At 61.1% G+C, this 24,411-nt stretch carries 25 protein-coding genes; 7 read left to right on the forward strand and 18 right to left on the reverse strand.

The features are described 5' to 3' along the window. Positions 1 to 1,275 carry an NAD(P)/FAD-dependent oxidoreductase gene (locus tag B5P46_RS29090; RefSeq protein WP_129421760.1) on the forward strand — a complete coding sequence of 425 codons (1,275 nt, stop codon included), beginning with the start codon at positions 1 to 3 and terminating at the stop codon, positions 1,273 to 1,275. Positions 1,276 to 1,352: 77 nt separating this feature from the next. Here the strand turns inward: B5P46_RS29090 and B5P46_RS29095 are convergent, their stop codons facing one another. From B5P46_RS29095 to argE, 13 genes are all read right to left on the reverse strand, one after another. Continuing rightward, complete coding sequence (locus tag B5P46_RS29095) at positions 1,353 to 1,658, reverse strand: DUF982 domain-containing protein (RefSeq protein ID WP_064655387.1); 306 nt, start codon at positions 1,656 to 1,658, stop codon at positions 1,353 to 1,355. Between the two features lie 105 nt (positions 1,659 to 1,763). Next, positions 1,764 to 1,985 (reverse strand): hypothetical protein, encoded by a 222-nt coding sequence (locus B5P46_RS29100; protein WP_003549783.1) that lies wholly within the window; start codon positions 1,983 to 1,985, stop codon positions 1,764 to 1,766. 9 nt (positions 1,986 to 1,994) lie between these two features. Further along, positions 1,995 to 2,942, reverse strand: a complete 948-nt coding sequence (locus tag B5P46_RS29105) for a ThiF family adenylyltransferase (protein WP_129421761.1) — start codon at positions 2,940 to 2,942, stop codon at positions 1,995 to 1,997. Continuing rightward, a complete protein-coding gene (locus B5P46_RS29110) occupies positions 2,939 to 4,384 on the reverse strand; it encodes an aKG-HExxH-type peptide beta-hydroxylase (RefSeq protein WP_129421762.1) in 1,446 nt (481 codons plus the stop codon). Before B5P46_RS29110 ends, B5P46_RS29105 begins: the two co-directional genes overlap by 4 nt. 241 nt (positions 4,385 to 4,625) lie before the next feature. Then, positions 4,626 to 6,320: a S8 family serine peptidase gene (locus B5P46_RS29115; RefSeq protein WP_129421763.1), complete on the reverse strand. Its 1,695-nt coding sequence runs from the start codon at positions 6,318 to 6,320 to the stop codon at positions 4,626 to 4,628. A gap of 33 nt (positions 6,321 to 6,353) precedes the next feature. Further along, the gene (locus B5P46_RS29120; protein ID WP_129421764.1) at positions 6,354 to 7,382 is read right to left on the reverse strand and encodes a phosphatase PAP2 family protein; all 1,029 of its coding nucleotides are present in this window, start codon (positions 7,380 to 7,382) and stop codon (positions 6,354 to 6,356) included. Positions 7,383 to 7,423: 41 nt separating this feature from the next. Continuing rightward, positions 7,424 to 9,373, reverse strand: coding sequence for an SARP family transcriptional regulator (locus B5P46_RS29125; protein WP_129421765.1), 1,950 nt, complete (start codon positions 9,371 to 9,373; stop codon positions 7,424 to 7,426). Between the two features lie 226 nt (positions 9,374 to 9,599). Continuing rightward, complete coding sequence (locus B5P46_RS29130; protein ID WP_129421766.1) at positions 9,600 to 11,057, reverse strand: NAD-dependent succinate-semialdehyde dehydrogenase; 1,458 nt, start codon at positions 11,055 to 11,057, stop codon at positions 9,600 to 9,602. Between the two features lie 15 nt (positions 11,058 to 11,072). Continuing rightward, a complete protein-coding gene (locus B5P46_RS29135; protein ID WP_129421767.1) occupies positions 11,073 to 12,116 on the reverse strand; it encodes a tartrate dehydrogenase in 1,044 nt (347 codons plus the stop codon). Positions 12,117 to 12,125: 9 nt separating this feature from the next. Next, positions 12,126 to 13,589 (reverse strand): aldehyde dehydrogenase family protein, encoded by a 1,464-nt coding sequence (locus tag B5P46_RS29140; protein ID WP_129421768.1) that lies wholly within the window; start codon positions 13,587 to 13,589, stop codon positions 12,126 to 12,128. A 123-nt stretch (positions 13,590 to 13,712) separates the two neighbouring features. Further along, positions 13,713 to 14,066, reverse strand: coding sequence for a cupin domain-containing protein (locus tag B5P46_RS29145; protein ID WP_129421769.1), 354 nt, complete (start codon positions 14,064 to 14,066; stop codon positions 13,713 to 13,715). Between the two features lie 24 nt (positions 14,067 to 14,090). Continuing rightward, positions 14,091 to 15,014: a 2-hydroxyacid dehydrogenase gene (locus B5P46_RS29150; protein ID WP_129421770.1), complete on the reverse strand. Its 924-nt coding sequence runs from the start codon at positions 15,012 to 15,014 to the stop codon at positions 14,091 to 14,093. A gap of 27 nt (positions 15,015 to 15,041) precedes the next feature. Next, positions 15,042 to 16,163, reverse strand: coding sequence for an acetylornithine deacetylase (gene argE / locus B5P46_RS29155; protein WP_129421771.1), 1,122 nt, complete (start codon positions 16,161 to 16,163; stop codon positions 15,042 to 15,044). Between the two features lie 259 nt (positions 16,164 to 16,422). Between argE and B5P46_RS29160 the strand changes: the two genes are divergently transcribed. Further along, entirely contained in the window at positions 16,423 to 17,343 is a 921-nt protein-coding gene (locus tag B5P46_RS29160) for a GNAT family N-acetyltransferase (RefSeq protein WP_129421772.1), read from the forward strand. Positions 17,344 to 17,373: 30 nt separating this feature from the next. Here B5P46_RS29160 and B5P46_RS35195 read toward each other — a convergent pair whose 3' ends face one another. Further along, a complete protein-coding gene (locus B5P46_RS35195; protein WP_129421773.1) occupies positions 17,374 to 17,598 on the reverse strand; it encodes a hypothetical protein in 225 nt (74 codons plus the stop codon). 292 nt (positions 17,599 to 17,890) lie between these two features. After that, on the reverse strand, positions 17,891 to 18,202 hold the full coding sequence (locus B5P46_RS29170; RefSeq protein WP_129421774.1) for a hypothetical protein: 312 nt from the start codon (positions 18,200 to 18,202) through the stop codon (positions 17,891 to 17,893). A gap of 267 nt (positions 18,203 to 18,469) precedes the next feature. Between B5P46_RS29170 and B5P46_RS29175 the strand changes: the two genes are divergently transcribed. The 3 genes from B5P46_RS29175 to B5P46_RS29185 are packed head-to-tail and all read left to right on the forward strand — an operon-like array spanning position 18,470 to position 20,876. Further along, positions 18,470 to 19,375: a LysR substrate-binding domain-containing protein gene (locus B5P46_RS29175; RefSeq protein ID WP_129421775.1), complete on the forward strand. Its 906-nt coding sequence runs from the start codon at positions 18,470 to 18,472 to the stop codon at positions 19,373 to 19,375. Positions 19,376 to 19,431: 56 nt separating this feature from the next. After that, complete coding sequence (locus B5P46_RS29180; protein ID WP_129421776.1) at positions 19,432 to 20,562, forward strand: HPP family protein; 1,131 nt, start codon at positions 19,432 to 19,434, stop codon at positions 20,560 to 20,562. 35 nt (positions 20,563 to 20,597) lie between these two features. Beyond that, entirely contained in the window at positions 20,598 to 20,876 is a 279-nt protein-coding gene (locus tag B5P46_RS29185; RefSeq protein ID WP_129421777.1) for a DUF6522 family protein, read from the forward strand. 52 nt (positions 20,877 to 20,928) lie between these two features. Here the strand turns inward: B5P46_RS29185 and B5P46_RS29190 are convergent, their stop codons facing one another. The 3 genes from B5P46_RS29190 to B5P46_RS29200 form a co-directional block, all read right to left on the reverse strand. Continuing rightward, positions 20,929 to 21,165 carry a hypothetical protein gene (locus B5P46_RS29190; protein WP_129421778.1) on the reverse strand — a complete coding sequence of 79 codons (237 nt, stop codon included), beginning with the start codon at positions 21,163 to 21,165 and terminating at the stop codon, positions 20,929 to 20,931. Positions 21,166 to 21,218: 53 nt separating this feature from the next. Then, the gene (groL, locus tag B5P46_RS29195; RefSeq protein WP_129421779.1) at positions 21,219 to 22,847 is read right to left on the reverse strand and encodes a chaperonin GroEL; all 1,629 of its coding nucleotides are present in this window, start codon (positions 22,845 to 22,847) and stop codon (positions 21,219 to 21,221) included. A 153-nt stretch (positions 22,848 to 23,000) separates the two neighbouring features. Then, on the reverse strand, positions 23,001 to 23,315 hold the full coding sequence (locus B5P46_RS29200; RefSeq protein ID WP_129421780.1) for a co-chaperone GroES: 315 nt from the start codon (positions 23,313 to 23,315) through the stop codon (positions 23,001 to 23,003). 323 nt (positions 23,316 to 23,638) lie between these two features. Here B5P46_RS29200 and B5P46_RS29210 point away from each other — a divergent pair, with 323 nt between their 5' ends. Both B5P46_RS29210 and B5P46_RS29215 read left to right on the forward strand, forming a co-directional pair. Continuing rightward, positions 23,639 to 23,929 carry a hypothetical protein gene (locus tag B5P46_RS29210; protein WP_129421782.1) on the forward strand — a complete coding sequence of 97 codons (291 nt, stop codon included), beginning with the start codon at positions 23,639 to 23,641 and terminating at the stop codon, positions 23,927 to 23,929. Positions 23,930 to 24,039: 110 nt separating this feature from the next. Further along, on the forward strand, positions 24,040 to 24,393 hold the full coding sequence (locus tag B5P46_RS29215) for a hypothetical protein (protein ID WP_129421783.1): 354 nt from the start codon (positions 24,040 to 24,042) through the stop codon (positions 24,391 to 24,393). Positions 24,394 to 24,411: the final 18 nt, after the last annotated feature.

Below are 24,411 nucleotides of genomic sequence, written 5' to 3' on the forward strand. Positions count from 1 at the left end.
ATGCAGTTCGAATCCTACTGGCACAACACCGCCCAGCCCTTTGCCGGCGGCGCTCAAGGCCCCGTCGAAGGACATTACGACGTCGCCGTCATCGGCGCCGGCTTTACCGGGCTTGCCGCGGCGCGACAGCTTGCAAAGGCCGGCGTCAAGGTCGTGGTGCTGGAGGCCGAACGGGTCGGCTGGGGGGCGTCGGGACGCAATGGCGGCCACCTCAACAACGGCCTCGCCCACAGTTTCCTATCCGCCAAATCAGCACTCGGCGTGGAGCGGGCCGTCGCCCTCTACAAGGCGTTCGACGATTCCATCGACACGATCGAGGCGATCATCACCGAAGAGGGGATCGACTGCAATTTCCGCCGCGCCGGAAAGCTGAAGCTTGCCTCCAAGCCGCAGCATTTCGACGCAATTGCCCGCAATTTCGAGGCTGTTCACAGAGAAGTCGATCCGGACACGGCACTTCTGACGGCGAGTGACCTGAAAAACGAGGTCGGGTCGCCCTTCCATGGCGCCATGTTATCCAAGAAGAGCGCGATGATGCATATGGGCCGCTATGTCGCCGGGCTCGCCACTGTGGCCGCCCGCCATGGCGCCGTCATCTTCGAAAGCGCGGCGGTAACCGCGCACCGGCAGGGCAATGGCCGCCACAGCCTTACGACCGCACGGGGCACCGTCACCGCAGACCACGTGCTGGTCGCGACAGGCGCCTATACGTCGTCGCTCTTTAATTATTTCCGCCGCCGGATCGTTTCCGTCGGCAGCTTCCTCATCGCCACCCGTCCGCTGACCGACGCCGAAATCGCCGCTACGATGCCGGGTAACCGCACCTGTGTCACGTCGATGAACATCGGCAATTATTTCCGGCTGTCGCCGGACAAGCGGCTGATCTTCGGCGGCCGCGCCCGGTTTTCCGCCACATCGGATCAGCGCTCGGATGCAAGGAGCGGTGACATTCTCCGCGCCAGCCTGGCTGAGATCTTCCCGCAGCTTGCCGGCGTCGAGATCGACTATTGCTGGGGCGGCCTCGTCGACATGACGAAGGACCGCTATCCGCGCGCCGGCTATGTCGATGGTGTCTGGTATGCCATGGGCTATTCCGGCCACGGCGCCCAGCTCTCCACCCATCTCGGCATGATCATGGCCGACGCTATCCTCGGCAAGGCCGACCGCAATCCGATCAAGGGCCTCGACTGGCCCGCCGTCCCCGGCCATTTCGGAAAGCCGTGGTTCCTGCCGCTCGTCGGGCTCTATTACAAGACCCTCGATCGCTTCCAGTAACGGACCGGATCAGTCTGACTGCAGCCGAAACGGCTCGATGGGGGCAGGATTGAGATGAGCACCTGCGCGGGGGTCAACTATCTGGCCTCACTGACTGGATAGATCCTGAGAATCCCAAGGCGGTTATCAGTCGTGATCACTGCAATACCCGCTTCATATGCCGCGCGGACGATTGCCTCATGCAATTGCTCGGGTTCGCTCTCTCCGGTAAGGACCTCCAAACAGATTCTCACCGCTGTGAGGAATTCCTCACCATCGTCGGTGGGCCATTCCTTCAGCAACAGTTGGGCAGCCTCGTGAGCGGTACGGATCACCTTGCGATCTTTCCCTTCGGCAAAGACAAGAATTATCGTTGGGAACTTTCTCACCATATCGAATCTCATTGCCCCTGAACTCCGCGGGACGGCCAGTGCCGAGTCATGGTTCGGACCGAGATTGGCCACACATGCTCGTCAACCATCTCCCGTGTCGTTTCGACAATCACGTGCCTATCCTCCGGTTGGTGGGAAGGAGGAATTCGCTAGATTGGCTTTTAGCTCGCGGGCTGCCGCCTCAAGGAGTCGCTTGAATTCTTCGGAGGTCACGCCATCCGCGCGCATGACGATAGCGATTAGTGGATCACGAAGAGCTTCGGTTATCGTCAGCTCATCGTTCTTTCCGGCAGTTGCGCCAACGGGGCAACAATATTCCGAGGAAAATAGCGCGATCATGGACATACCTTACATCCGGGGTGTTTTAAGGGAGCGCAGCTCGGCTTGATCGCCTTTGAGGTCCAATATCCATTGGCGTCCCCGGGCGACCGAGTGTCTCGAAAGGCAGTTTTGGGCGATCTGCGACACCGCAAGGCCGGCGACCAATGGGTTGTCGACGGTGGCCGGCAGGGTGCGAAAGCTGCCGTCGGTTGCGACTTGGGTGGCGCAATGGCAGACGGAACATGCGTCCTCATGCACCAAGACCAAAGGACCTGCCATGCAATAGTTTGCCGAGCGGCCCACATGCAGATGCGGCGGCAGGCCGGCTTTCAATGCTCGGCAGGCCGACAGGAGATCTTGGGATGGATGAGAATCGTCGCCGGCGAGGATGAAGAACGGGTTATTAGCGTAGTCTGCGATTAACCGTAGCGCCGAGGCGCCCTCCGCAAATTCCGGCAGCGCGAAGACATAGGCCGAGAAACCCGCGGCCAGATGGGTCGCCAGCCTGTCCGTCTTCAGCCAGCCGAGATCAGCCTCGCTTGCCCATGGGAGATGGTTCAAGTTGTTCTCATCGATACGATCCGCATCCACGAGAAGGAAATGGCGCGCGCCGAGGGCCGCGAGCTGGATGGCGATCTGTGAGCCCAAGTCGCCGCATCCGATGATGACGAAGTCGATATCGCCAAACCGTGCGACGTCGCGTTGCCGATGGCAAAGAGGCGTCAGGATGGTGTCGTGGTGATCGATTGCAGCGGAGTCATATTCGTCCTCCGGCGGCATATCGGAAGCCTTCAACGAGACGACGAACGCAGACCGGGTAACATGGGGGCTCTGTTCCTCGACAGAATCGGCACTATTGCCGGTGAACAGAGCCCCCCGGCCGCCCCGCCCGAGGCTGTGGGTGACGAGGTTCGGGAAGTCGACGGACGCGGTGGCGGTCGCTGACAATCGTTTGGACCGATCATTGACCATCACATCGCCTCCATCTCGCTGGGCGCATATCCGCGGATCGTCTCGGCGTAGCGACCGTAGTCCTTGCCCATCGCATGGTCGGCGTCCTTCGGGATCACGTGGAATTTGCCGTCGTACCAGAGGCTGACATTGTCGCCGCTGTCATCGATCTCTCGCCGGCCCATCCGAGGATCGACCGGCTCTTTGCCGCGTAGCAGCATCTGTCCGATATCCCAGGCTTGGCGATCGAGAATTCGCTGGCGCTCGGCAAGGTGCGCCTGGCGGTGCGCAATGGGCTCTTCGGCAAGCAACTGGCCCACGAGGAACAGGATCCGGCTACTCCAGGAAGGAATGGCGGCGATGTCTGGGAGGTCGAGGAGGACATCGCCGCCGAGACGTTCGATTCCTTTCCGAGCGATATCGATGAGCGGGATTTGCCGCGCGGCATAGGTAATTATGAATGCCGTCTTCAAGGCGCGGCGCTCAGGATCCGCCTCGTTGGATAGGCATGCCATGCGCAAGGCGCACTCCCAGGGAACGGTGTACACCACGTGCAGGATGCTCTCGAGCGTCTGTAGATCCCCCTTGTATGGGGAAACATATTGGAACTCGCCGGGCAGGGATGCCGCCGCCGAGGTCGTATAAAACCCGAGCAGGACATGCCCCGCTTGGTGAAGCAGTTGGGCCGCGGTCGCGGCATGATCGCCGTCGCGCAATCTTTCTCTGGAAAGCACGATGATCGCACTGCCCGGCAATTCGTTCGAACTCGAGAACGAACACGGCGGTTCGCGTCGCACGCCAACGTGAAGCGTATGCAGGCCAGCGATCAGGCGCTGATGGCCGTACACGTCCAATTCCGCGATTAGCGCGAAGGCCTTCTCCAGATGATCGGCGATGCGATCCAATTCCGCGTCGTCAGGGGTGGGGTCGTCGAAACCGCGATAGTTCGGCATGCATTGGCGGAGGAGGGCTTGCATGACGCGGCTCCGCGCCAGGCTTTCGATGCGGACGAGGCCGATGCCGCAAGAGAGGCGGCGCGCCGGCTGACGTTCGAGTTCAAGATCCGATGCGATGAGATCCGACTGCAGATAGCCGCTGACGATCTGCGCATCGGGGCCTCCCGCCTGCCATTCCAGGCTCCGCGCGAGCCCACTCATCCAGGCAGCAAGCACGGACGAACGATAAGGGTCGGCACCGACCGGCTCGGCAACCGCTGGGGGAAGTTCCAGCAGACGAGTGTATCCGCCATCTGCAAGGCCGGGGAAATATCGTGACAGCGCCTCTACCCCGGCCGAACAATCGGTGAGCCTCGAAGCCGCTGCGAGCGTAGACCCATATTGGAAGCGTCGCTTTAAAAGGTTGCGAGTTGCGACGCGCTGCAGGGAGGCGGTGCTAGCCATCAGGGGATTGCCCCTGAGCAGGTGGCACGCCTCATCTGCCAATTGTTGAATGCGAGACGCGGACATCGACAGCCTCCGTGGGTTTGTCTTCTGATGGATCAAGGTTGCATGTCGGGCGAAGATGCCCCGGTTCGGGCCGGCTTCGTCGGCATCGGAACGGTATGCGCCGTTCGTTGAGAGGCACTATTGCCCAAGGGCGTCATTCGCCCGCCAGTACCGCGTTAAAAATCCGTAAAAAGGGCGTAAACAAAGAAAAAGCCCCCTCGATAGAGGAGGCTTGGAATCTGGGGAAAAGCATCCCCGGGATTCAGATGGCCAGAGCTGCCTGTACCGCCGCCCGCGCATTCGGCAGGCCCGATCCAAAGAAATAGGCCATCTCGACGGCGTCCTCGCTTTCGGCGTTCATGCAATCCGCCGTCAATTTCCTCGTGCCGGGCGCGACAATGGCGTCCAGGCGGGATGCGGTCTTCAGAATTGATTTCACTTGATGCCCCGAGAGGCGGTCGCCGGGATTGTGGCGACTTTTGTAGGCCCGCTGTATCAGGGCACATAGCCCGCCCACCTGCGCCGACGCGCCTGATGTGCCCCCGAATGTGGTATAGTATCCACCCCCGATGCCGAGATTGGTTCCGAACGGCACGATGGCCGACCACGGGTCGGAGCCATGATCATAGCCGAAAATCCCCGATAGGTCCGTCGTCAGCAGCGAGAAGTGTGAATAGCAGTATTCCCGCGTTCGAAAGGCGCTGTAGTCGTGCTGCGCGGCAAATGGAGCAAGCCGGTCGAGGCGCAACTGGTGCCTGTTGAAGACCTCCCCATCGTCGGAGGGAGAGACAACCGTCAATCCTTCGCCGTAATTGCTGTAACCCGAACGGAAACCTTCGACGGTAACGGCTCCAACGGCAATGATGCCGTTGTCGTCGGCGGCAAGACTTGCCGGATAGATCAGCTGGCTCTCGCCGCTGTTTCCTGCGGCGCAGACAATCGGGATGTGCCGGCTGATGGCGAGGATGAGTTGTTTGAGGACATGCCACGGGCGATCCGGATTGGAGCCTTTCTGCGCAGCCTTCGGCTCCAGTTCGGGCTCACCCTGATCAGCAAGCGCAATGCGCGTGAACAGATTGGCGGCATCCTGGTTTTTCCATAATTCCAGGTCGGCCTTCAGCTCGTTCTTCGGATCAACGATGCTGCGTTTCGGGTCAGGCAGACCGCGCGGCAAGACGATTACGTCCGCTTTCTGAAGATAGGCATATAGGAAGGCCGCAATGAACTGCCTGACATCGTCTTCGAAGGACGTTCTGATCGAGATGAGCCTTGAGAAGGGATCAACGCCGAAATAGGGGATGACATTGCGATTGCCGCTCGTACGCAGCTCGTCGCCATTCCCGTAGAAGGCTCCTTCCGGCGGAAGGCCTGGCGTGCCTTCTTCCGCAATAACGGCGGGTTCGCCGACGATCAGCCCTGCGCAGCAGGTACCATGCGACGCAAACAGCGATTCCGGATTGTAGAGCCGCCGGAGAACACCCTCCGACGCGGCGTATTCGGCAACCAGATCGCCGAGATAGTCTCGGTCGTCGTTCGAAAGGCCGATATTGCCGAGCGGAGCGATGTCGAGCCCGGCAAAGAAGGCATATCTTTCCTCGCGGTCAAAGGACGTGGTCGTATCGAGAATTTCGAGAGCGCGCGCGCCGTAACGATGGGTTGTCAAATCGATTGACGCTTCGCGGTCAAGCCGGGTCGCCAGATTTGGATGATCGGGAGACACACCGACATCGATGAGCGCGACTCGTGCGGGTCGCAGCGGGCCGGCGGAAGCGATGGCATCCCAGACCGTGCCGGTGATGAGGGGATCGGGGAGTGCGCGTGCGGCGCTCGCATCGGGCGCTGGAGGCGCCGGCGGAGCCGATCCGTATTCCGCGTCGACCACGCCTAAGGCAGTCAGGTGCCAGAGATAGTAGTAGTTGATCGGGGCGGGCTTAGGCATTTGTATTTGATCCGTCATGATTGTAACCCTGTTGAGCAGCAGCTGGCGAATTCAGACCCATTCGTCGTGTACGGCCTGAAACAGAGGACCGAACGCGTCGTGGAGGTAGGGAGCGAAGCGCCGCGCGAGATCTCGCCCTGCCTGCGTGTCGCTCGGATAGTGGAGGCCGGCCCATTCGCGATTTTCGGCGACGTTCTGGGCGATGCGGGCAAGCTCGTCGGTGGCCGGGTGTTCCGGCAGGATCGTCGCAAACGCCAAGGCGATCGAAAAGCACTGGAACGAATGATTGCTTGGATAGGATTCGTGGACCGGCACGGCGAGCAACGGCCGCAGCATGGGCTCAAACTGGTTTGGCCGCAGCCGGTTGAACTGGCTCTTGTAGATCAGTCCGACATATTCGCAGGCAGTCAGGATCGCCTGGAAAAGGCCTTCCGTCTGCTCGAAACCGCCGATATCCTCGATATGCAATGCCCGAGTGAATTCCCCCACGGAGATCGTCGACTCGATTTGGATGTCGGGCAGGCGCCGCACGCGTTCGCGGTCGCGGCGTTGCATAGACAGCAGCACCGTCGTTTCGAGGCGGGTATAATCCGGGCCGGGCGGTGGAAGTATATCCAGCATTTCCCAGGTGAAGCGCCGCGCCGCGGTATAGGCGTTTCGTGACGGCTGCTGGTGAAGCCTGCGTAGCTCGAAGGAGGGGATAAGCTGCGATGTGCCGAGGCTACCGCCATCCATCGTCGACTTGTTCTTATTCTTGTTCTTATTTTTGTTTTTGTTTTTGTTCAGCGACGCCTTGTTGAGCACCGACTTGTTCGCCACACTCTTGTTGAGGACCGAGGCTACGGCCATCGTCGCCATCATAGGCCCGGCTAGAAGCGATGCATCTTCGCCCGTGCCGGGGAAAAATGCAGGTTCGGCGGCTGCATCAGGCGCGGCCGGCGATGCACCGGCGAGAGGATCAACGCCGGCATCGACTCTGGGTTCGCATGGAAGGACCGTATCCGGCTCAATCCTGAATTTGTAACTGTTTAGAAATAAAACAAGTTTTGATTGCGATTCGTGGGTAGTGTCCGCTTCCATTGCAGCCTCCTTGCGCGATGATGTGAAGAATTGTCCGGGGTTCAGCGCAGCTTGGCGCCGGCCTTGAGCAGGCCGTCGATCAAGATCTGGCCGCCGCCTGTGTCGAGCAGCGGATAGCCGCTGCCGCGGAAGTCGTTGATGGAGAAGCCGCCCTCGACTGCCTCAAGACGCTGCAGGTAATGCCGCGCGCCGCCGAGATCGTTGGAATGGGCATGACTGGAGGCAAGATAGCGCAGCAGGCTGTTGAAGTTCGGCCGTGCCCGCAAGGCTTCTTCGCCTGCAGTTATGGCTGCGGCATGGTCGCCTGCAAGCGCTGCCGCAATGCATTTGGTCGTATCGAAGTAATATTTATGCGGGCTGTAGACGCCGAGTTCCTGTACCCAACGCGCCATCGCCACCGCCTTGTCGGGCTGGCCTGCATAGCAGTGCAGCATTGCATAGAGGTCCCAACCGAGCGGCAGGGCCGGATTCAGGCGGATCGATTTTTCGAACAGGTTGGCCGCATAGTCGTATTCGCCGAACAGGAACGAATGGACGTGGCCGACGAGCGCGAGCGACACGGAATTCTGCGGATCGAGTTCCAGCGCCTTGCGTGCATAGGCCTGGGCTTCCTCGATCAGATGCGCGTCCAGCGCGTTGAAACGTTGGCCGACCTGAAAAGTCCGAATGAATGACAGCCAGGCAAAAGTCGATGATCGCGGCTGATACTGGATCTGTTCTTCCAGGCGCCGTTCCGCGTTATCGAGGTCGTCGCGCGACAGCCGAAAGATCGCATTGACGGCATCGATCAGGAGACCGTCTTGCGACAATCGGCTGTCGGTTGCCTGGATCTCCTGGAAATAGGCCAGCTGATCGACGGCCTGACTGATCAGCGCAGCGGCGATGCCGAACTCGCCCCGCTCGAACTGCGTGCGGTTGATTGCCTGACTGCCCAGCCAATGAATACGGTTGTTGATCAGGTGCTTCATCACCAGTTCGATCAGCACCATGTCACCATCAAACGTCAGGCGAAGCTGTAGGCATATGGGAAGGCTGATCTGCTGTTCGTTCTCTTCAGTATCCGGCAAGCTAAAGGAGAGGTCGGTGACGCCAAAGCCCAGCCCATCGATGATGGCTTTTGCAATGAGGTTCTGGAACCGTGTCGCAGCAATTTGTCCGCCCTCTCCGGCACCCACCACGATGGGGGACAGAAGAGCCATCATCCATTGCCAGCCACCGCCGACCCGCCGCCCATATGGGTCGCTGCTGGCGATGTCCGCGGGTTTGCCTGTTCTCGACCTATCCGGGGCGCCTGTTAAAGGCAGCAGGGCGGAATGTTTGGCGACATCACGGCTCGGCTGCTGTCGCGGCTCGAATACATCGTGGACTTGTCCTTCATCGAGACGGCGATACCAGTTTTGCCTTTCCAGCGCCAACCAGTCCTCGAATTCGGGATCGCGGATGTCGATACCTTCGAGCAATTCGTCGGTAACTTGATCCGGAGACCGCTCCGTCCGAAGATCGGTATCGAGCACGAGTCGGTCCGTATCCAGCCAAACGGTATTCTTATCCGCAATCAAGAGATCACGTGCCGGCCCCAGACTCTTATGAATGTCCAAAAGCGCCTGGCGTAGACTGGCTGCCGCCTGGTCATCGGAGCGATCGCTCCATAACTTGTCCCTAAGCCAGATTCTCGAACGCGAGCCCCGAGTGGACAATGCAAGCATTGCCAGAAGAGCCTGTGCCTTTTTGGATTTCGGAGCAACAGATCGCCCCCCGGCGTCCACAAGGGCAAAAGGCCCGAGCAGGAACATCCGAAACGGATAGTGCTCCTTGTTCATGCGATCCACCGGCACCGCCCCCGCTGCCTCCGATACGCTCGTTTGGCGGCCGGAAAACCTGGCATCCAGGGGCCAGTCTGCCACAACTTCGGCTCCTGGCAAGCAACCGGGAAGGGAAACCGGGATTGCGAAATGTAAATCTATGCTATGACGATGATCGAACTGAAGCATAACCGGTTGAAATCCCTCTGCGTAACTTCGCAAACCGGCCGTAGCATCCTGCCGTCAAAGCAGCGTCAAAGAAATGTTGTTTGGGCACCGTAATTTTGCAGGCATCCGCCAAAGGCTGCGGAGTACTTAAAACGACGTGTCGGAGTTGCTCCAGCAGGAGCATCGACAGTCGCTCCGATCATCCAGCGCCGGGATGATGTCCCGGCGCTCTTTTGTTTTCCTGTAGTCAGGCGAGACCGCCGATGTGGAAGCTCTTCATTTCCAGATATTCGTCGATGCCGCATTGGGCGCCTTCACGGCCGAGGCCCGACTGCTTGACACCGCCGAAGGGAGCGACCTCGGTCGAGATCGCCCCTGTGTTCAGGCCGACCATCCCGAATTCGAGCGCTTCGGCGACACGCCAGGAGCGTTTCAGGCTCTCGGTGTAGAAATAGGCCGCAAGGCCGAAGGGCGTGGCGTTGGCGATGCTGATCGCCTCTTCCTCGTTGTCGAAACGGAAAAGCGGGGCAACGGGTCCGAAGGTCTCTTCGCTGGCAAGCTGCATCTCGGTCGTCGCACCGCCGAGCACCATCGGCACCGCATATTGATCGCCTTCAGGAACGGAACCTGCGGTGGCGAGGATCCTCGCTCCCTTGTCCACCGCATCGTCGACATGACGCTTGATCTTCTCGATCGCCGCCTTGTTGATCATCGGCCCGATATCCGTGCCGGCATCCGTGCCGGCCCCGACCTTCATGGCCGATACGCGTGCGGAAAGTTTGGCGGCAAAGGCCTCGTAGACGCCGGACTGGACGAGAAGCCGGTTGGCGCAGACGCAGGTCTGCCCGCCATTGCGGAATTTCGATGCGATTGCGCCTTCCACGGCAAGATCGAGATCGGCGTCGTCGAAGACGATGAAGGGCGCGTTGCCGCCGAGTTCGAGGCTGAGCCGCTTGACGCTGTCGGCCGCGCCGCGCATCAGCAGCGAGCCGACGCGGGTCGAGCCGGTGAAAGAGATCTTTCGGACGGTCTGGTTCGCCATCAGTTCGTCGCCGATACCGGCCGGCATGCCGGTGACGATATTGATCACGCCCTTGGGGATACCGGCGCGCTCCGCCAATACGCCGAGCGCCAGCGCCGAATAGGGGGTGAAGTCCGATGGCTTGATGACGACCGTGCAGCCCGCGGCGAGCGCCGGCCCGACCTTGCGGGTGATCATCGCATTCGGAAAATTCCACGGCGTGATGATCGCCGATACGCCGACGGGCTCCTTCAGAACGACGATCCGCCGATCCGTCGTTGGCGAGGGAATGGTCGTCCCGCCGATGCGGCGCGCCTCCTCGGAAAACCATTTGATGAACGAGGCGCCATAGCGGATTTCACCGCGCGCTTCCGTCAGTGGCTTGCCCTGCTCACGGGTGAGAATCAGTGCCAGATCCTCGATATTGTCGAGCATCAGATCGTGCCAGGCTTCCAGCAACGCGCCGCGTTCGGCATTGGTCTTTGCGCGCCATGGACCAAAGGCCTTTTCCGCCGCCGCGATTGCCGCCCTCGTATCGGCTCCGTCCATGTCGGGCACCGTGCCCAGCACCTGCTGCGTCGCCGGGTCGATCACCTCGATCGTGCGTCCGGCTGCTGCCTCGCGCCATTCTCCGTCGATCAGTCCCTGCTGGCGAAACAGGCCGCTATCCTTTAATCCGTTCATTCTGTTCTCCATTGATCAACCAAGTGCCGAAAGCACCGATGCCGTGATCGCGTCGGTCTTGTCCTTGCCGGGAATTGCGCCGATGCCGCGCGCCGTCGTCGCTTCGATTGATGCCATCAGCCTTGCGGCAGCAGCCGTTTCTCCCAAATGCTCCAGCATCATCGCGCCCGACCAGATGGCGGCGATCGGATTGGCGATGCCGAGATGAGCGATATCGGGCGCCGAGCCGTGGACCGGTTCGAACATCGACGGCGCCGAGCGATCGGGGTTGATGTTGGCGGAGGCTGCAAAGCCAAGCCCGCCCTGGATGGCGGCGCCGAGGTCGGTCAGGATATCGCCGAACAGGTTGGAGGCGACCACGACGTCGAGGCTATCAGGCGCCATGACCATGCGGGCGGCCATGGCGTCGATATGGTAGCTGGTCACCTCGACATCGGGATATTCGGCGGAGAGCCTCTGGGTGATCTCGTCCCAGAAGACCATCGAATATTTCTGCGCGTTGGACTTCGTCACCGAGGCAAGCTTGCCGCTGCGCGCACGCGCTTGCTCAAAGCCGAAGCGCAGAATGCGCTCGACCCCCTTGCGGGTGAAAATCGAGGTCTCGACCGCCACCTCATTATCGGTGCCCTGGTGGACGCGGCCACCGGCGCCAGAATATTCGCCCTCGGTGTTTTCCCGAATGCAGAGGATGTCGAAGCCATCAGACCGCAACGGCCCTTGCACACCCGGCAGCAGGCGGTGCGGGCGGATATTGGCATATTGCACGAAGGCCTTGCGGATCGGCAGCAAAAGCCCATGCAGCGACACCGAATCCGGCACTTTGCGAGGCCAGCCGACGGCGCCGAGCAGGATTGCATCGAAGGATCTGAGCGTTTCGATGCCATCGGCGGGCATCATGCTGCCGTTCTCCAGATAGTAGTCGCAGGACCAGGGATAGCTGGTTGCGTCAAGAGAAAATCCGTTCAGGCGAGCTGCCTTTTCGAGCACGGCCCAGGCTGCTGCCGTCACGTCACGGCCGATGCCGTCTCCGGGCAGAAGGGCGATTTTGTAGGTTTTCATCGCAGGTCCTCACAGGCTGATGAGCACACTCTTGCTCTTGCGGTTGGCGAGATAGGCGTCGCGGCCGAGATCCTTGCCGATGCCGGACTGCTTGTAGCCGCCGGTCGGCAGGATATGGTCGCGCGAGCGGCCGTAGCGGTTTACCCAGACGGTGCCGGCCTGCAGGCGGCGGGTCACGCGGATGGCACGCGAGAGATCACGGGTGAAGAGGCCGGCGGCGAGCCCGTAGGCCGGATGGTCGGCGAGGCTCAGCGCCTCCTCCTCGTCCTCGAAGGTTTGAATGGTCAGCACCGGTCCGAAGATTTCTTCCAGAACTGCCGGCGATGTTGCCGTCACGCCGGAAATCAGGGTCGGCGCGTAGAAATAACCCTCGCGATCGAGCCGGCGGCCACCGGTGAGGCACTCGGCGCCGTCGTCGATAGCGGCACGGATGATGCCGTCCATGCGGGCGATCTGTCGTTCGGAGATGACGGGCGAATAGTCAGTCGCCTCATCCCAGGTGGGGCCGGGGCGGATAGCCGCCAGCCTCTCGACGAGAGCGGCTGCGAGCGCGTCCGCCACCTTCGCCTCGACGATGAGACGGGATCCGCAAACGCAGGCTTGACCGGCGTTGGAGAGAATGCTGCCGGCGATTGCGCCCGCCGCAAGCTCGAGATCGGCATCGGCGAAGACCAGTTGCGGGCTCTTGCCGCCGAGTTCCAGCGTCATCGGCTTGACGCCGGTGCGGGCGATGTTGGTCATGATTGCCGCGCCGGCCGCGGTCGAACCGGTGAAGCTGACCTTGGAGATGCCGGGATGTCCGGTGATCGCATTTCCGGTGGTCGGGCCGTCGCCGAGCACGATGTTGACGAGACCGGCCGGCAGGCCGGCCCGCACCGAAAGTTCGGCGAGATAGAGCGTCGAAAACGGCGTCATTTCTGATGGTTTCAGCACCACCGCATTGCCCGCCGCCAGCGCCGGGCCAAGCTTCCAGCCGGCCATGGACAAGGGAAAATTCCAGGGCGTGATGGCGCCGACGACGCCATAAGGTTCCGTCATGATCATACCGAAGTTCGCGTCGTCGGTCGGGACGAGGTCGCCGCCTTCCTTATCGGCGAATTCGGCAAAGAAGCGGATCTGTTCGGCGGTGACGGCGATGTCGCCGGCGACGAGATGACCGATGGGCCGTGTCGAAGAGAGTGCCTCGAGCTTGGCGATGGTCTCCGCCTCGGCTTCGATGAGGTCCGCCCAGCGCTGCAGCGCCACAGTGCGCTCGCGTGGCCGAACGCCACCCCAATTGCTCGTCTTCAATGCTGTCCTGGCTGTTTCGACGGCCTGGTCGACGAGGGCCTCGTCGGCCAGCGGGCAGCCGGCATAGGCCTTGCCGTCGGATGGACGGTGCATGTCGATGACGGCTTCTGCCGGAACCAGCCGGCCGCCGATGAAATGTCCGACGGGCAGGGAAATCGAGTTCGGATCGAAGCTGAGTGTCATCGCATGTCCTCGGGATGGGCTGAGACAAGCCTAACTGGGGAAGGCGAGCAGCATGCGTTGACCGGCGGTGCCGCAGCGGCGAAAAATTGCGTTTTCGCCGCTGCGGCAGCCAAATCTACGGCGTCACGTCACGGTCACATAGATCTTGCGCACCGTCTCGATCGTCTTCCAGACGCCAACGAAGCCCGGCTTCATGACGAAGCTGTCGCCCGCCTTGTAGACCACCGGTTCACCACCTTCCGGCGTGAGTTCGACAAGGCCGGAAAGTATATGGCAGAACTCGAAGGTCTCGCCCTTGATCGAGCGCGTCTCGCCGGGGGTGCCTTCCCAGACGCCGCTATGAACAGTCTCGCCGCGGGCGACATCCTGCGCCCAGGTCTTGAAGGCCGGATTGCCCGAGATCAGCCGTTCGGGGAGGGGGCCGGATTCGCGCGGCGCGAAGGATGGGTTGGTGTCGATCGTCTTGAGGAGGGACATGATTTGCTTTCCTAGGTTGAGAACTCAGTAGCCACGGTTGCGATCGACCAGACCGATCGGATCGACGCCCGCCTGGTGCCGTTTGATGTTGCCGATTACGGCCGCCGCGGCGGTTTCAGGCTGGGTGACGCTCGCAATGTGCGGCGTCAGCAGGATCTTCGAATGGCTCCAGAAGGCGTGGTCTGCAGGCAGCGGTTCCGGATCGGTGACGTCGACGACGGCGCCGGAGAGATGCCCGGCGTCAAGCGCGTCGACGAGCGCCTGATGGTCGAGCTGAGCGCCGCGTCCGGCATGGACGAGCACGGCGCCGGCCGGCAGTCCGGCGAAGAGCTCGGCATTCAGGAAACCGCGCGTCTCATCCGTCAACGGCAGCAGGCAGACAAGAATGTCGGTGGTTGCAAGCAGAGTATCGAGGCCGTCCCGGCCGCTCAGGCATCGGATGCCGTCGATCTCGCGCGGGTTGCGGCTCCAGCCCGAAAGCGGAAAGCCGAAGGGCTGTAAACGTTCGAGCACGGCGCTGCCAAGCATGCCGAGGCCGAGCACGCCGATGCTGCGTTCCGAGGCCTGCCTAGGAGCGATAGCCTGCCAGGTCCGGCGCCGCTGCTGGTCGAGATAGGTCGGCAGGTCGCGATGGAGCGCAAGGACTGCCAGCGTCACATATTCCTGCATCATCCTGATGATGCCGTCCTCGACCATGCGCACCACCTTCACCGACGCAGGCACTGCATCGATACGGAGCTGGTCGATGCCGGCGCCGATCGAAAACAGGATTTCGAGATTGCGGTAGCGTGCGAGATCCTCCGGCACGGTCCAGGTGATCAGGTAGCGCACGGCGTCCGGTTCGACCGACTTGGGATCCATGGAGAAGGCAATGTCGGGCAGTTCGCGCGCGAAGGCTTCGGCGAAGATGGCGCCGCGCTTCGCATCGGAATTGAAGAGAAAGGTCATTGCGTCGGCTCCTTGATCTCGATGTCATCAGGCGCAACGGCGGCCAAGCGCCTCGACCATCGCCTGGCAGGCGAGCAGTTCGCCGGCGAGGATGAATTCGTCCGGCTTGTGGGCGCGGCCGATGTCGCCCGGTCCGCAGATGATCGCATCGATGCCGGCGCGCTGGAAAAGGCCGGCCTCCGTGCCGTAGCTGACGGCGGCGAGCGGCTCGATGCCGGTCAGTTCGCCGAGCAGAGTTGCAAGCGGCGCATCGGCGGCAAGCGAAAGTGCCGGATAGGTGCTGAGCTCCCGCCATTCCACCTCAAAGCCGCGCTGCGATAGCCCCTCGGCCGCCGCGCGGAGCGGGGCAAGCAGCGTGATCGGATCGACGCCGGAAATGGCCCGTGCTTCGAACTCGGCCTCGCAACTGTCGGGAATGATGTTGACTGCCTGGCCGCCCTTTAGCGTGCCGACCTGAAGCGAGGAATAGGGCGGTTCGAAGACAGGCTCATACGGGCCGCGCGTGAGCCGTTCGGCTTCGGCGCGAGCGCAAGCCAGGACGTCGGTGATGGCATGGATTGCGTTCAGTCCCTGGTCCGGACGTGAGGAGTGGCCGGAGCGGCCCCTGACTGTCAGCCGGGCGGCGGCCTTGCCCTTGTGGGCGCGGATTGCCCGCATGCCGCTCGGCTCACCGATGATCGCGCCAAGCGGAGTGGCACAGAGCTCCGGCAGGCGCGCGATCATGTGCGGCACGCCGCGGCAGCCGGCCTCCTCGTCATAGGAAAAGGCAAGGTGGACGGGGCGGCGAAGCGGTGTTTCCGCCAGCGCCGGGACGGCGGCGAGAACGGCGGCCAGGAAACCCTTCATGTCGGTGGCGCCGCGACCGTAGAGGCGGTCCGCTTCGGCCCGCAGGCGGAACGGGTCGCTGGTCCAGCCGCTTTCGGCGGCGGGGACCACGTCCATATGGCCTGAGAGGATATAGCCCGGCGTTTCCTTCGGGCCGATCGTCGCGAAGAGGTTCGACCGATCGCCCTCCGGGCCGGGGAGCTCCGTGACGACAGCGCCGTGGCTTTGCAGATAGTGCCGGATCCACGCCACGATCTCGCCGTTCGGCGTGCCGACGACGGAGGGGAAGCCAATGAGCCTTTCGAGAATTTCAATTGCCTGCATGGGATTCCTCACAGTGCGGGATCTTCGAGGTGCTTGCAACTGGGCTGACGGGAGGCGACATTCCAGGTTCTCACGGTGAACGGCAACTGCGCCCCGTCGGGCCTAGTCAATGACTTTAGAGGACGGTCCAGGCTTTATTTGCCGAAAGCGCAGCGGATTTGGTCGATTGTTGTGTTTGCGCCGGCCTCACCAGTGAATTGTATCGAACGATCTGTTCTAGTCTTGGCAGAGAAGTTTCCGGACGCCGGCTTGGCCAGAAATGCGGCAGGGGGTGGGAGTGAGTGAACTGACATCCGAATCCAGGTTTGTCGATAGTTTCGAGACGCATATCGCCGGGATCGACAGCGTTGCTCTCGACCAGTTGCATGCGCTGTCGATGACCGTCGCCTGGCCGCATCGCGGCGAAGACTGGCAGTTCCTGCGGGAGTTCGGACAGGGCATCGTGGCGATCGATGAAATCGGCCGCATCTTGGGCTCTGCGATGTGGTTTCCCTATGATGCCCAATTTGCCACGATCGGCATGGTCATCACATCGCCGCGTCTTCAAACCAATGGCGCCGGGCAATGGCTGATGGGCCACGCGCTGAATCAGGTCGCTGGGCGGAACCTCGGGCTGAATGCGACGCGCGCAGCGCGCCGTCTTTATCGGTCCCTGAACTTTGTTCGGGAGGCTCTCGTCTTTCAATGCCATGGCGAAGCGATATCGCCGCCGGATGTGGAGCCGCCGACCAGTGCCGTGATACGGGCCGTCGAGGCTGGCGATCTGGAAGCGATCGCCGAATTGGATTGCGTGGCCTTCGGCACGGATCGCAAACTGCTCCTGGCCCGGCTCATGGCAAATTCCAAGGGTATCGTGTTGAGCCGCGCCGGCCGGATCGAGGCATTCTCGCTTTGCCGGCGGTTCGGGCGCGGCCATGTCATCGGTCCCGTTGTGGCGCGCAGTGACGCAGACGCGATCGCCGTCGTCCGCCCGCATGCAGCTGAGCACGCAGGAACGTTCCTGCGCCTCGACACACGCGAGCAGGGCGGAATGTTTTCCGATTTCCTCTCCCGCTGCGGTCTTCCTGTCTACGATATCGTGACGACCATGTCGCTCGGTGGCCCTTGGCTTCCGGTTGCCGGACGTGCGGTGGCGCCCGAGCCGAAGACCTATGCGCTCGTCAGCCAGGCACTCGGTTGACGCAAGCCTAATGACGATCGTTGTCGGGTTTTAAGCGCCGGGACAGATGGGTATGCAGGTCTGAGCCTGCTGACGTTCGAATTCGGGCCGGAACGAACGATATTGCCAGAGACCTTCCGGGCTTTCCCGGCGGTATACGGTCTCGAGCCAGAACACTGAGTCATCGATCGGCGAGACAGGGTGCCACGCATACCATTCCGACCAGATTTTTCCTGCCGGGTCTCTGTCCATGATCGCCACTCGCCTCCTCATCATCGGCGCAACTCGAACATGCGTGCGGCACGGGAGCCGTTGCCATCCCGGCGTGCCTGGGCAAATGTTCTATTATGGAGAATAACAGGGGGAGAATATTCTTCAATGGAGATCATTTTCCCGTATTGCGCGAAGTCTTTCTTGTCCGCGGTCGGGGGATGTTTCAGGTTGTAAGATGTGGCTCTGTTGACGAATGATTTCGCCGGTGGATACAACGCCTCGATTGGGCTTCGACACCGGCGATGAACTGCGGTGTTCAATCACCACTGATCTGTTTGCGTGATGGTTGGATGGCTCAGCTAATCGAACGCAGCCCGAGATAGGCCGCCAAACTGACGGCGGAGAGGGCGATCGTCAGCCTGGGTCTTGCATCGTCGAACATCGCCGCCAGCGAAAGGCCGAGCATCAGGATGACGGATTTTGCCCAGAGATCTTGATCGGAGACGGTGAAAGCGATTGCCGTCAGAAAGACGGCGCTTGCGACGATTGTTACAGGAGCAGATTTCTCGGCGAGATCGCCACCTGGGAAATATGGCATTAGAAAACGGCGCATGCTCAAGCCTGAAGCGACGCTCAGAAGAAGACAGGTCAAGACAAGTTGCAACATAGGGTCGTCGCCGATCGATCCGCAGATAGCCCTACGCAAGCAAACCTCATGCCAGCCTCAAACCCTCAAAACGTCATCCGACAGAGGCAATGTGGCGGCTTGCATGGCTATTTCCTCGGCGTCGCGACCCTTTTTTCGGCAATCGCTTGCCTGTCCCGTCCGCGGATGGCGTTTTTTCGCCCAATGCCGAAACCGGCTTGAGCCTGCGCAATGATTTTTATATAGAGAATTATCTGTCGTCTTAATTCCGGAAACGAGATCTTTTCATTGGACCTCTCATCGATCGAGATATTTCTCGCTGTCGCCAGCGACCGCAGCGTTACGAAGGCCGCCAAGGCCGTAGGGCGAGTGCCGTCGAATGTGACGACGCGCATCCAGCAATTGGAGGAGGACCTCAACGTTTCCCTCTTCAGCCGTGACGGCAAGAAGATGACGTTGACGCGGGAGGGCGAGACGTTTCTCGCCTATGCCAACCGGCTTATGGCGCTTGCGCTCGAAGCGCGCCAGGCCGTGCGGCCTCTCGCCCCATCGGGGACATTGCGGGTCGGCACCATGGAGAGCACGGCAGCAAGCAGGCTGCCGGCGGCGCTGACGCAATTCAATCAGATGTGGCCGGATGTGTCGCTTCATCTGACGATGGGTGCGTCCCGCGATCTTACCCGCGACGTTCTCTCCGATGCGCTGGATTGCGCGCTGATTGCCCGCCCACCGAAGGCGATGCGCGAGGAAGATTCGGGTTTCGATGCCGAACTCAAGGCGCTGGAGATGGAGCCGGTTTTTGTCGAGGACCTGTTGATCGTCTTGCCGTCCGGGCATCCCTCCATCAAATCCGCCGCAGATCTGCGTGTCGGGTCGCTCGCCGCTTTGGAGCCTGGCTGCACCTATCGCAGGATCGCCGAAAACTGGGCGCGCAAATCGAGCGCCCTGCCGACGAGCGAGCTCGGCTCCTACCACGCGATCCTGGCGAGCGTTGCGACCGGCAACACGGCCGGCGTCATGCCGCGATCCGTCCTTGATCTCATGCACTGGCCGACGCCTGTCCAGACCCACCAGCTGGGACCCGTCGAGACGCTGCTCGTCTATCGCAAGAATGATCGTCCCAGCGCGTTCAGCGCATTCCACGAAGTCCTCAGCGCGACAAAGGGCAGAGATATCAGGCTGGCAACAAACTAACCTGAACGCCTTCCTCCTTCGCCGCCAGATAATCCTCGCTTAAAATTGGTCTTGTCATGCAGTATCCCGTTTCCCCGAAGGTGGGACCGAGCCGCTTCAGCCGCTTCCGTTTGTTTTCACCTATTCTGGCCGGTGCGACCTTACGAGAGCGATTGATTGGATGTCTCGGCGCCTTGCTGGCCATTGGTCTCACTGGCGTCATCAGCGGCTATCTGTTCGGCCAGGGGCCGCATCTTCCCCTGATCGTCGCGCCGATGGGGGCGTCCGCGGTGCTTCTTTTTGCGGTGCCGGCAAGCCCGCTGGCGCAGCCATGGTCAATCATCGGCGGCAATACGATTTCCGCCCTGATGGGTATTATTGCTGCATACTTCATTGGTGATCCGATCATCGCGACCGGCGTCGGCGTTTCGCTTGCCATCGGCGCGATGTCCTTCACGCGCTGCCTTCATCCGCCAGGAGGAGCCGCCGCACTGACCGCCGTTCTCGGCGGCCCTGTCGTTGCCGGCTGGGGATTTCTCTTTCCCTTCGTGCCCGTCGCTTTGAACTCCTGCATTCTCGTCGGCCTTGGCCTGCTGTTCCACAAGCTTTCCAAGCGGAATTATCCGCACGTCGTTCCGAAACCGGCGGAGAACACTCATCAGACGATCGACCTGCCATCGGCAGTGCGGGTGGGGTTTCACGAGGAGGATGTCGATGCGGCCCTCGAAGCGCTCGACGAAACCTTCGATATCGACCGGGCAGACCTTAGCCGGCTGCTGCAGCAGGTCGAGCTCCAGGCGGCCATCCGCTCAAATGGCAAGATCAGCTGTGCCGATATCATGTCGCGTGACGTGATCGCCATTGGCGAAGCTTCGGAACCGGAAGCCGCACGGCATCTTCTGCTCAAGCATAATATCCGTACGCTGCCGGTGAAGGACCCGGAGGGCCGCCTCATCGGCACCGTCGGCTTGCGGGAATTGTCGAGGAGCACCGAGACCATCGCGCATGCGATCTCGAGACCGGCGGTAGCGAGGCCTTCGGACCCCGCTCTGTCGCTATTGCCCGTTCTGACGGACGGACGCACGCATGCCGTCATCATTGTCGATGACGATTACCGGATCCTTGGCCTGATATCGCAGACGGATCTGCTGAGCGCAGTAGCGCGGCTGCTGCCAAAAGAAGACAATGCGATTCCGGCGGTGGCCTGAGCCGTGAGCGTGGAACTTAGCTGGAGAAAAAATCGGTGCGGATCGAGCGCGATTCAAATGGCGATTTTATCCTGGAATCATCGGAACTGGCGGAACGGTTCGGATTGTCGCTGGCCGATCTTCGCCGCCACATGCGCCATGGCTCCGTCGTCAGCTCCGTGGAAATCGGGACTGCTGAACACGAGGGGACGAAACGGGTATCGCTTCGGCTCGGCAACAGGGTCTGGCAAGCGGTTTTGAACGATGAAAATGAAGTGCAGCAGGAGCAGCTGACCATTCTTCGGGGGAAGCTGTCCGGGCGATACCCGCGCTGACATCATCGTCATGCATGGTCCCGCGGCATGCTTATTGCACGCACGGCATTCACTACCGCTCGCTCGTTTCGAAGAGGCCGCGGGCCGCCTCGACCATCGACTGCAGGTGATCGGGGTCGCGCACGCCCTGCCGGTAAAGCTCGATGATGATGCTCGCCATTCGTTCGGCTTCGTCGCCGTCCTTTGCTATCCCGTAATCGGCGCTCAGCTTGTCGAAGACGCGCTGGCAAGTTTCAAGATCGCGGGAGTCGAGCGGTACCTGCGATCGGGTTTTGATCGTTTGAACCATCTCTATTCCCTCCGAAAAGGCCCGCCGGCGAAGCCGGCGGGCCGGTAGCCGTCTTAGAAGTCCATGCCGGCGCCGGCGGGCATGGCCGGAGCGGCCTCCTTCTTGGGTTTCTCGGCGATCATGGCTTCCGTCGTCACGAGAAGACCGGCGATGGAGGACGCATCCTGCAGCGCGGTGCGAACCACCTTGGCCGGATCGATAACGCCCTGGGCATAGAGGTCGCCATATTCGCCCGTCTGAGCGTTCCAGCCGTAGGAGAACTCGGTCTTCTCGCGCAGCTTGCCGACGATGATCGAGCCTTCCGCTCCGGCATTTTCGGCGATCTGGCGAGCCGGCGCCTCGACCGCGCGGCGGACGATATCGATACCGACGCGCTGGTCCTGGTTGGCCGTATTGAGGTTGTCCAATGCTTTGACGGCGCGCAGCAGCGCCACGCCGCCACCCGGCAGGATACCTTCCTCGACCGCCGCGCGGGTTGCATGAAGCGCGTCGTCGACGCGGTCCTTCTTTTCCTTCACTTCGACTTCCGTCGAGCCACCGACGCGGATGACGGCAACGCCGCCGGCGAGCTTGGCAAGACGTTCCTGCAGCTTCTCGCGGTCGTAGTCGGACGTGGTTTCTTCGATCTGGGCGCGGATCTGGGCAACACGGCCTTCGATGTCGGACTTGGCGCCTGCCCCATCGACGATCGTCGTGTTTTCCTTCTCGATCGACACCTTCTTGGCACGGCCGAGCATGTCGAGCGTGACGGATTCGAGCTTGATGCCGAGATCTTCGGAGATGACGGTGCCGGCGGTCAGGATGGCGATGTCTTCGAGCATGGCCTTGCGGCGGTCGCCGAAGCCCGGAGCCTTGACGGCAGCAATCTTCAGGCCGCCGCGCAGCTTGTTGACGACGAGGGTCGCAAGCGCCTCGCCTTCGACGTCTTCAGCGATGATCAGCAGCGGCTTGCTGGATTGGACGACGGCTTCGAGAACTGGCAACATCGACTGCAGGTTCGACAGCTTCTTCTCGTGGATGAGAATATAGGGGTCTTCAAACTCGACCCGCATCTTGTCGGCATTGGTCACGAAATAGGGGCTGAGATAGCCGCGATCGAACTGCATGCCTTCGACGACTTCGAGTTCGGTTTCCGCGGTCTTGGCTTCTTCAACCGTGATGACGCCATCATTGCCGACCCTTTCCATAGCTTCCGCCAAAAAGCGGCCGATTTCGGCATCGCCATTGGCGGAGATCGTGCCGACCTGGGCGATCTCGGAATTGTTGGAGATCTTGCGGGCGTTGGCCTTCAGTTCGGCGACGATGGCGACGACCGCAAGATCGATGCCGCGTTTCAGGTCCATCGGGTTCATGCCCGACGTGACCGCCTTGGCACCCTCCTTGACGATTGCTTGGGCCAGCACCGTTGCAGTCGTGGTGCCGTCACCGGCGATGTCGCTGGTCTTCGAGGCGACTTCGCGGACCATCTGGGCGCCCATGTTTTCGAACTTGTCTTCGAGTTCGATTTCCTTGGCAACCGAAACGCCGTCCTTGGTGATGCGCGGCGCGCCGAAAGACCTTTCGATCACGACGTTGCGGCCTTTCGGGCCGAGGGTCGCCTTCACGGCGTTGGCCAGGATGTCGACGCCACGCAGCATCTTCTCACGGGCTTCGGTGCTGAATTTGATTTCTTTAGCAGCCATGTCCTCACTCCTTCATAGGCAGCCAGAGCAATTCCAGGAAAAGTGCGACGCGGTTTTCCATTCGGAATTGCGTCAGAAATAAAAGGTTGGAGCGGCTCTGCGTTTCCATGAAAAGCTGAAGCGCTCCAGCGTTGACGGATGTCCGCAGGGATCTCAGGCGGCCTGCCTCTTTTCGCCCTGGGTTTCGATGATGCCCATCACGTCGCTTTCCTTCATGATCAGCAGGTCTTCGCCATTGATCTTGATCTCGGTGCCGGACCATTTGCCGAACAGGATGCGATCGCCGGGCTTGACGTCGAGCGCCTGGATCTGACCGGCGTCGTTGCGCGCGCCGGGGCCGACGGCGATAACCTCGCCTTCCTGCGGCTTTTCCTTGGCAGTATCAGGGATGATGATGCCGCCCTTGGTCTTTTCCTCTGAATCGACCCGGCGGACGAGAATGCGGTCATGAAGCGGTCGGAACGACATGTCTTCCTCCATCGATGAACAGTGATGACGTTGTTCCCCTGGCCGGACCGGATGACCAATCCGGGCGGGTGCAGGTTCGCGCGCGCGCCTTGCGCGAATGATCTGGTTCGATGGTTCGGCAATTTCAAGAGGCGACGAAAGAAAAATTGGCACTCTCTGCCGGTGACTGCTAACGCCCGAGAAGGAACAGACAATCGGCTCCTGCGTTCGAATAAAAGGCGAATGTCATTGAGGCTTGAATCCGGATTTCGGCATTCCTAGTTCTTTGGTGGCCGAGGCTTGATGAGCTCGGTCACTGTCCCACGTCTTTAGGAGTGAGTGACATGGAAGAGAACACCAAACTGATCAAAGACCTCAGTATCGAGGAACGCGAGGAAATCTTCGTCGATATTGCGCGGACGCTGGAGGATACGGCGCGTGAGGCGCTTGTCGAAGGTAATACGCATTTTGCGGCAATTTCTAACAACATGGCTGAAGCGATCCGCATTAACGCCGACGAACTCGCCCGTGACGATCCCGAAAATGCCGAGCGCGTGCTGCTACAGGCAACGGCGATGATTTCGCAATTCGAGGCCGTGCATCCTTATCGCATGGTGAGTATGGCCGTTCATTGATGGCGCCCCGGGCGACGCGGCTCGTCACCCGCTCAAATCATTCTCTACGCGCGCGGAACTCTCCCTGTTTGCAGAGGTTATTGGATCACAACATCGAAAGGTGATCCTTGATGACTTCCAAAACCAACGTGCCGCCAGAGAGCGGCACAGACGACGCGCGATCCGCCGATACCGAACGGGCTGAGACCGATCGTAAAAGGGCATTGGAGACCGCCCGGCGCAACGCGAGTTCGGCGTTAAGTCGCGACAGCGGCACCGAAACCCCAAGCCTGAAGCTTGCAATGGAATATCTCAGCCTCGGCGGCCACCGCCGGTCCATGATCGACGACAACATCACCGATGTTCGCCAATGGGATGAGGATCCGCCGGAGGCCGAACGGTTCTGGAAGGAACGGGTGGAAACGCTTTCAAAGGACGAGCGCAAACAGGTGGAGGATTTTCTTCCAACCATCAACACGCCCTGAAGGCGGCCGGGCCGCTCT

Origin of the sequence: Rhizobium leguminosarum, assembly GCF_004123835.1 — a bacterium.
GTDB classification, from domain to species: Bacteria; Pseudomonadota; Alphaproteobacteria; order Rhizobiales; family Rhizobiaceae; genus Rhizobium; species Rhizobium leguminosarum_M.

What these genes read in the sequence shown, in the direction of transcription:
- B5P46_RS29090 (WP_129421760.1), top strand. Translation starts at nt 1, where the DNA reads ATGCAGTTCGAATCCTACTGGCACAACACCGCCCAGCCCTTTGCCGGC.
- B5P46_RS29095 (WP_064655387.1), bottom strand. Translation starts at nt 1,658, where the DNA reads ATGAGATTCGATATGGTGAGAAAGTTCCCAACGATAATTCTTGTCTTT.
- B5P46_RS29100 (WP_003549783.1), bottom strand. Translation starts at nt 1,985, where the DNA reads ATGATCGCGCTATTTTCCTCGGAATATTGTTGCCCCGTTGGCGCAACT.
- B5P46_RS29110 (WP_129421762.1), bottom strand. Translation starts at nt 4,384, where the DNA reads ATGTCCGCGTCTCGCATTCAACAATTGGCAGATGAGGCGTGCCACCTG.
- B5P46_RS29115 (WP_129421763.1), bottom strand. Translation starts at nt 6,320, where the DNA reads ATGACGGATCAAATACAAATGCCTAAGCCCGCCCCGATCAACTACTAC.
- B5P46_RS29120 (WP_129421764.1), bottom strand. Translation starts at nt 7,382, where the DNA reads ATGGAAGCGGACACTACCCACGAATCGCAATCAAAACTTGTTTTATTT.
- B5P46_RS29125 (WP_129421765.1), bottom strand. Translation starts at nt 9,373, where the DNA reads ATGCTTCAGTTCGATCATCGTCATAGCATAGATTTACATTTCGCAATC.
- B5P46_RS29130 (WP_129421766.1), bottom strand. Translation starts at nt 11,057, where the DNA reads ATGAACGGATTAAAGGATAGCGGCCTGTTTCGCCAGCAGGGACTGATC.
- B5P46_RS29135 (WP_129421767.1), bottom strand. Translation starts at nt 12,116, where the DNA reads ATGAAAACCTACAAAATCGCCCTTCTGCCCGGAGACGGCATCGGCCGT.
- B5P46_RS29140 (WP_129421768.1), bottom strand. Translation starts at nt 13,589, where the DNA reads ATGACACTCAGCTTCGATCCGAACTCGATTTCCCTGCCCGTCGGACAT.
- B5P46_RS29145 (WP_129421769.1), bottom strand. Translation starts at nt 14,066, where the DNA reads ATGTCCCTCCTCAAGACGATCGACACCAACCCATCCTTCGCGCCGCGC.
- B5P46_RS29150 (WP_129421770.1), bottom strand. Translation starts at nt 15,014, where the DNA reads ATGACCTTTCTCTTCAATTCCGATGCGAAGCGCGGCGCCATCTTCGCC.
- argE (WP_129421771.1), bottom strand. Translation starts at nt 16,163, where the DNA reads ATGCAGGCAATTGAAATTCTCGAAAGGCTCATTGGCTTCCCCTCCGTC.
- B5P46_RS29160 (WP_129421772.1), top strand. Translation starts at nt 16,423, where the DNA reads ATGCGGCAGGGGGTGGGAGTGAGTGAACTGACATCCGAATCCAGGTTT.
- B5P46_RS35195 (WP_129421773.1), bottom strand. Translation starts at nt 17,598, where the DNA reads ATGATGAGGAGGCGAGTGGCGATCATGGACAGAGACCCGGCAGGAAAA.
- B5P46_RS29170 (WP_129421774.1), bottom strand. Translation starts at nt 18,202, where the DNA reads ATGTTGCAACTTGTCTTGACCTGTCTTCTTCTGAGCGTCGCTTCAGGC.
- B5P46_RS29180 (WP_129421776.1), top strand. Translation starts at nt 19,432, where the DNA reads ATGCAGTATCCCGTTTCCCCGAAGGTGGGACCGAGCCGCTTCAGCCGC.
- B5P46_RS29190 (WP_129421778.1), bottom strand. Translation starts at nt 21,165, where the DNA reads ATGGTTCAAACGATCAAAACCCGATCGCAGGTACCGCTCGACTCCCGC.
- groL (WP_129421779.1), bottom strand. Translation starts at nt 22,847, where the DNA reads ATGGCTGCTAAAGAAATCAAATTCAGCACCGAAGCCCGTGAGAAGATG.
- B5P46_RS29200 (WP_129421780.1), bottom strand. Translation starts at nt 23,315, where the DNA reads ATGTCGTTCCGACCGCTTCATGACCGCATTCTCGTCCGCCGGGTCGAT.
- B5P46_RS29210 (WP_129421782.1), top strand. Translation starts at nt 23,639, where the DNA reads ATGGAAGAGAACACCAAACTGATCAAAGACCTCAGTATCGAGGAACGC.
- B5P46_RS29215 (WP_129421783.1), top strand. Translation starts at nt 24,040, where the DNA reads ATGACTTCCAAAACCAACGTGCCGCCAGAGAGCGGCACAGACGACGCG.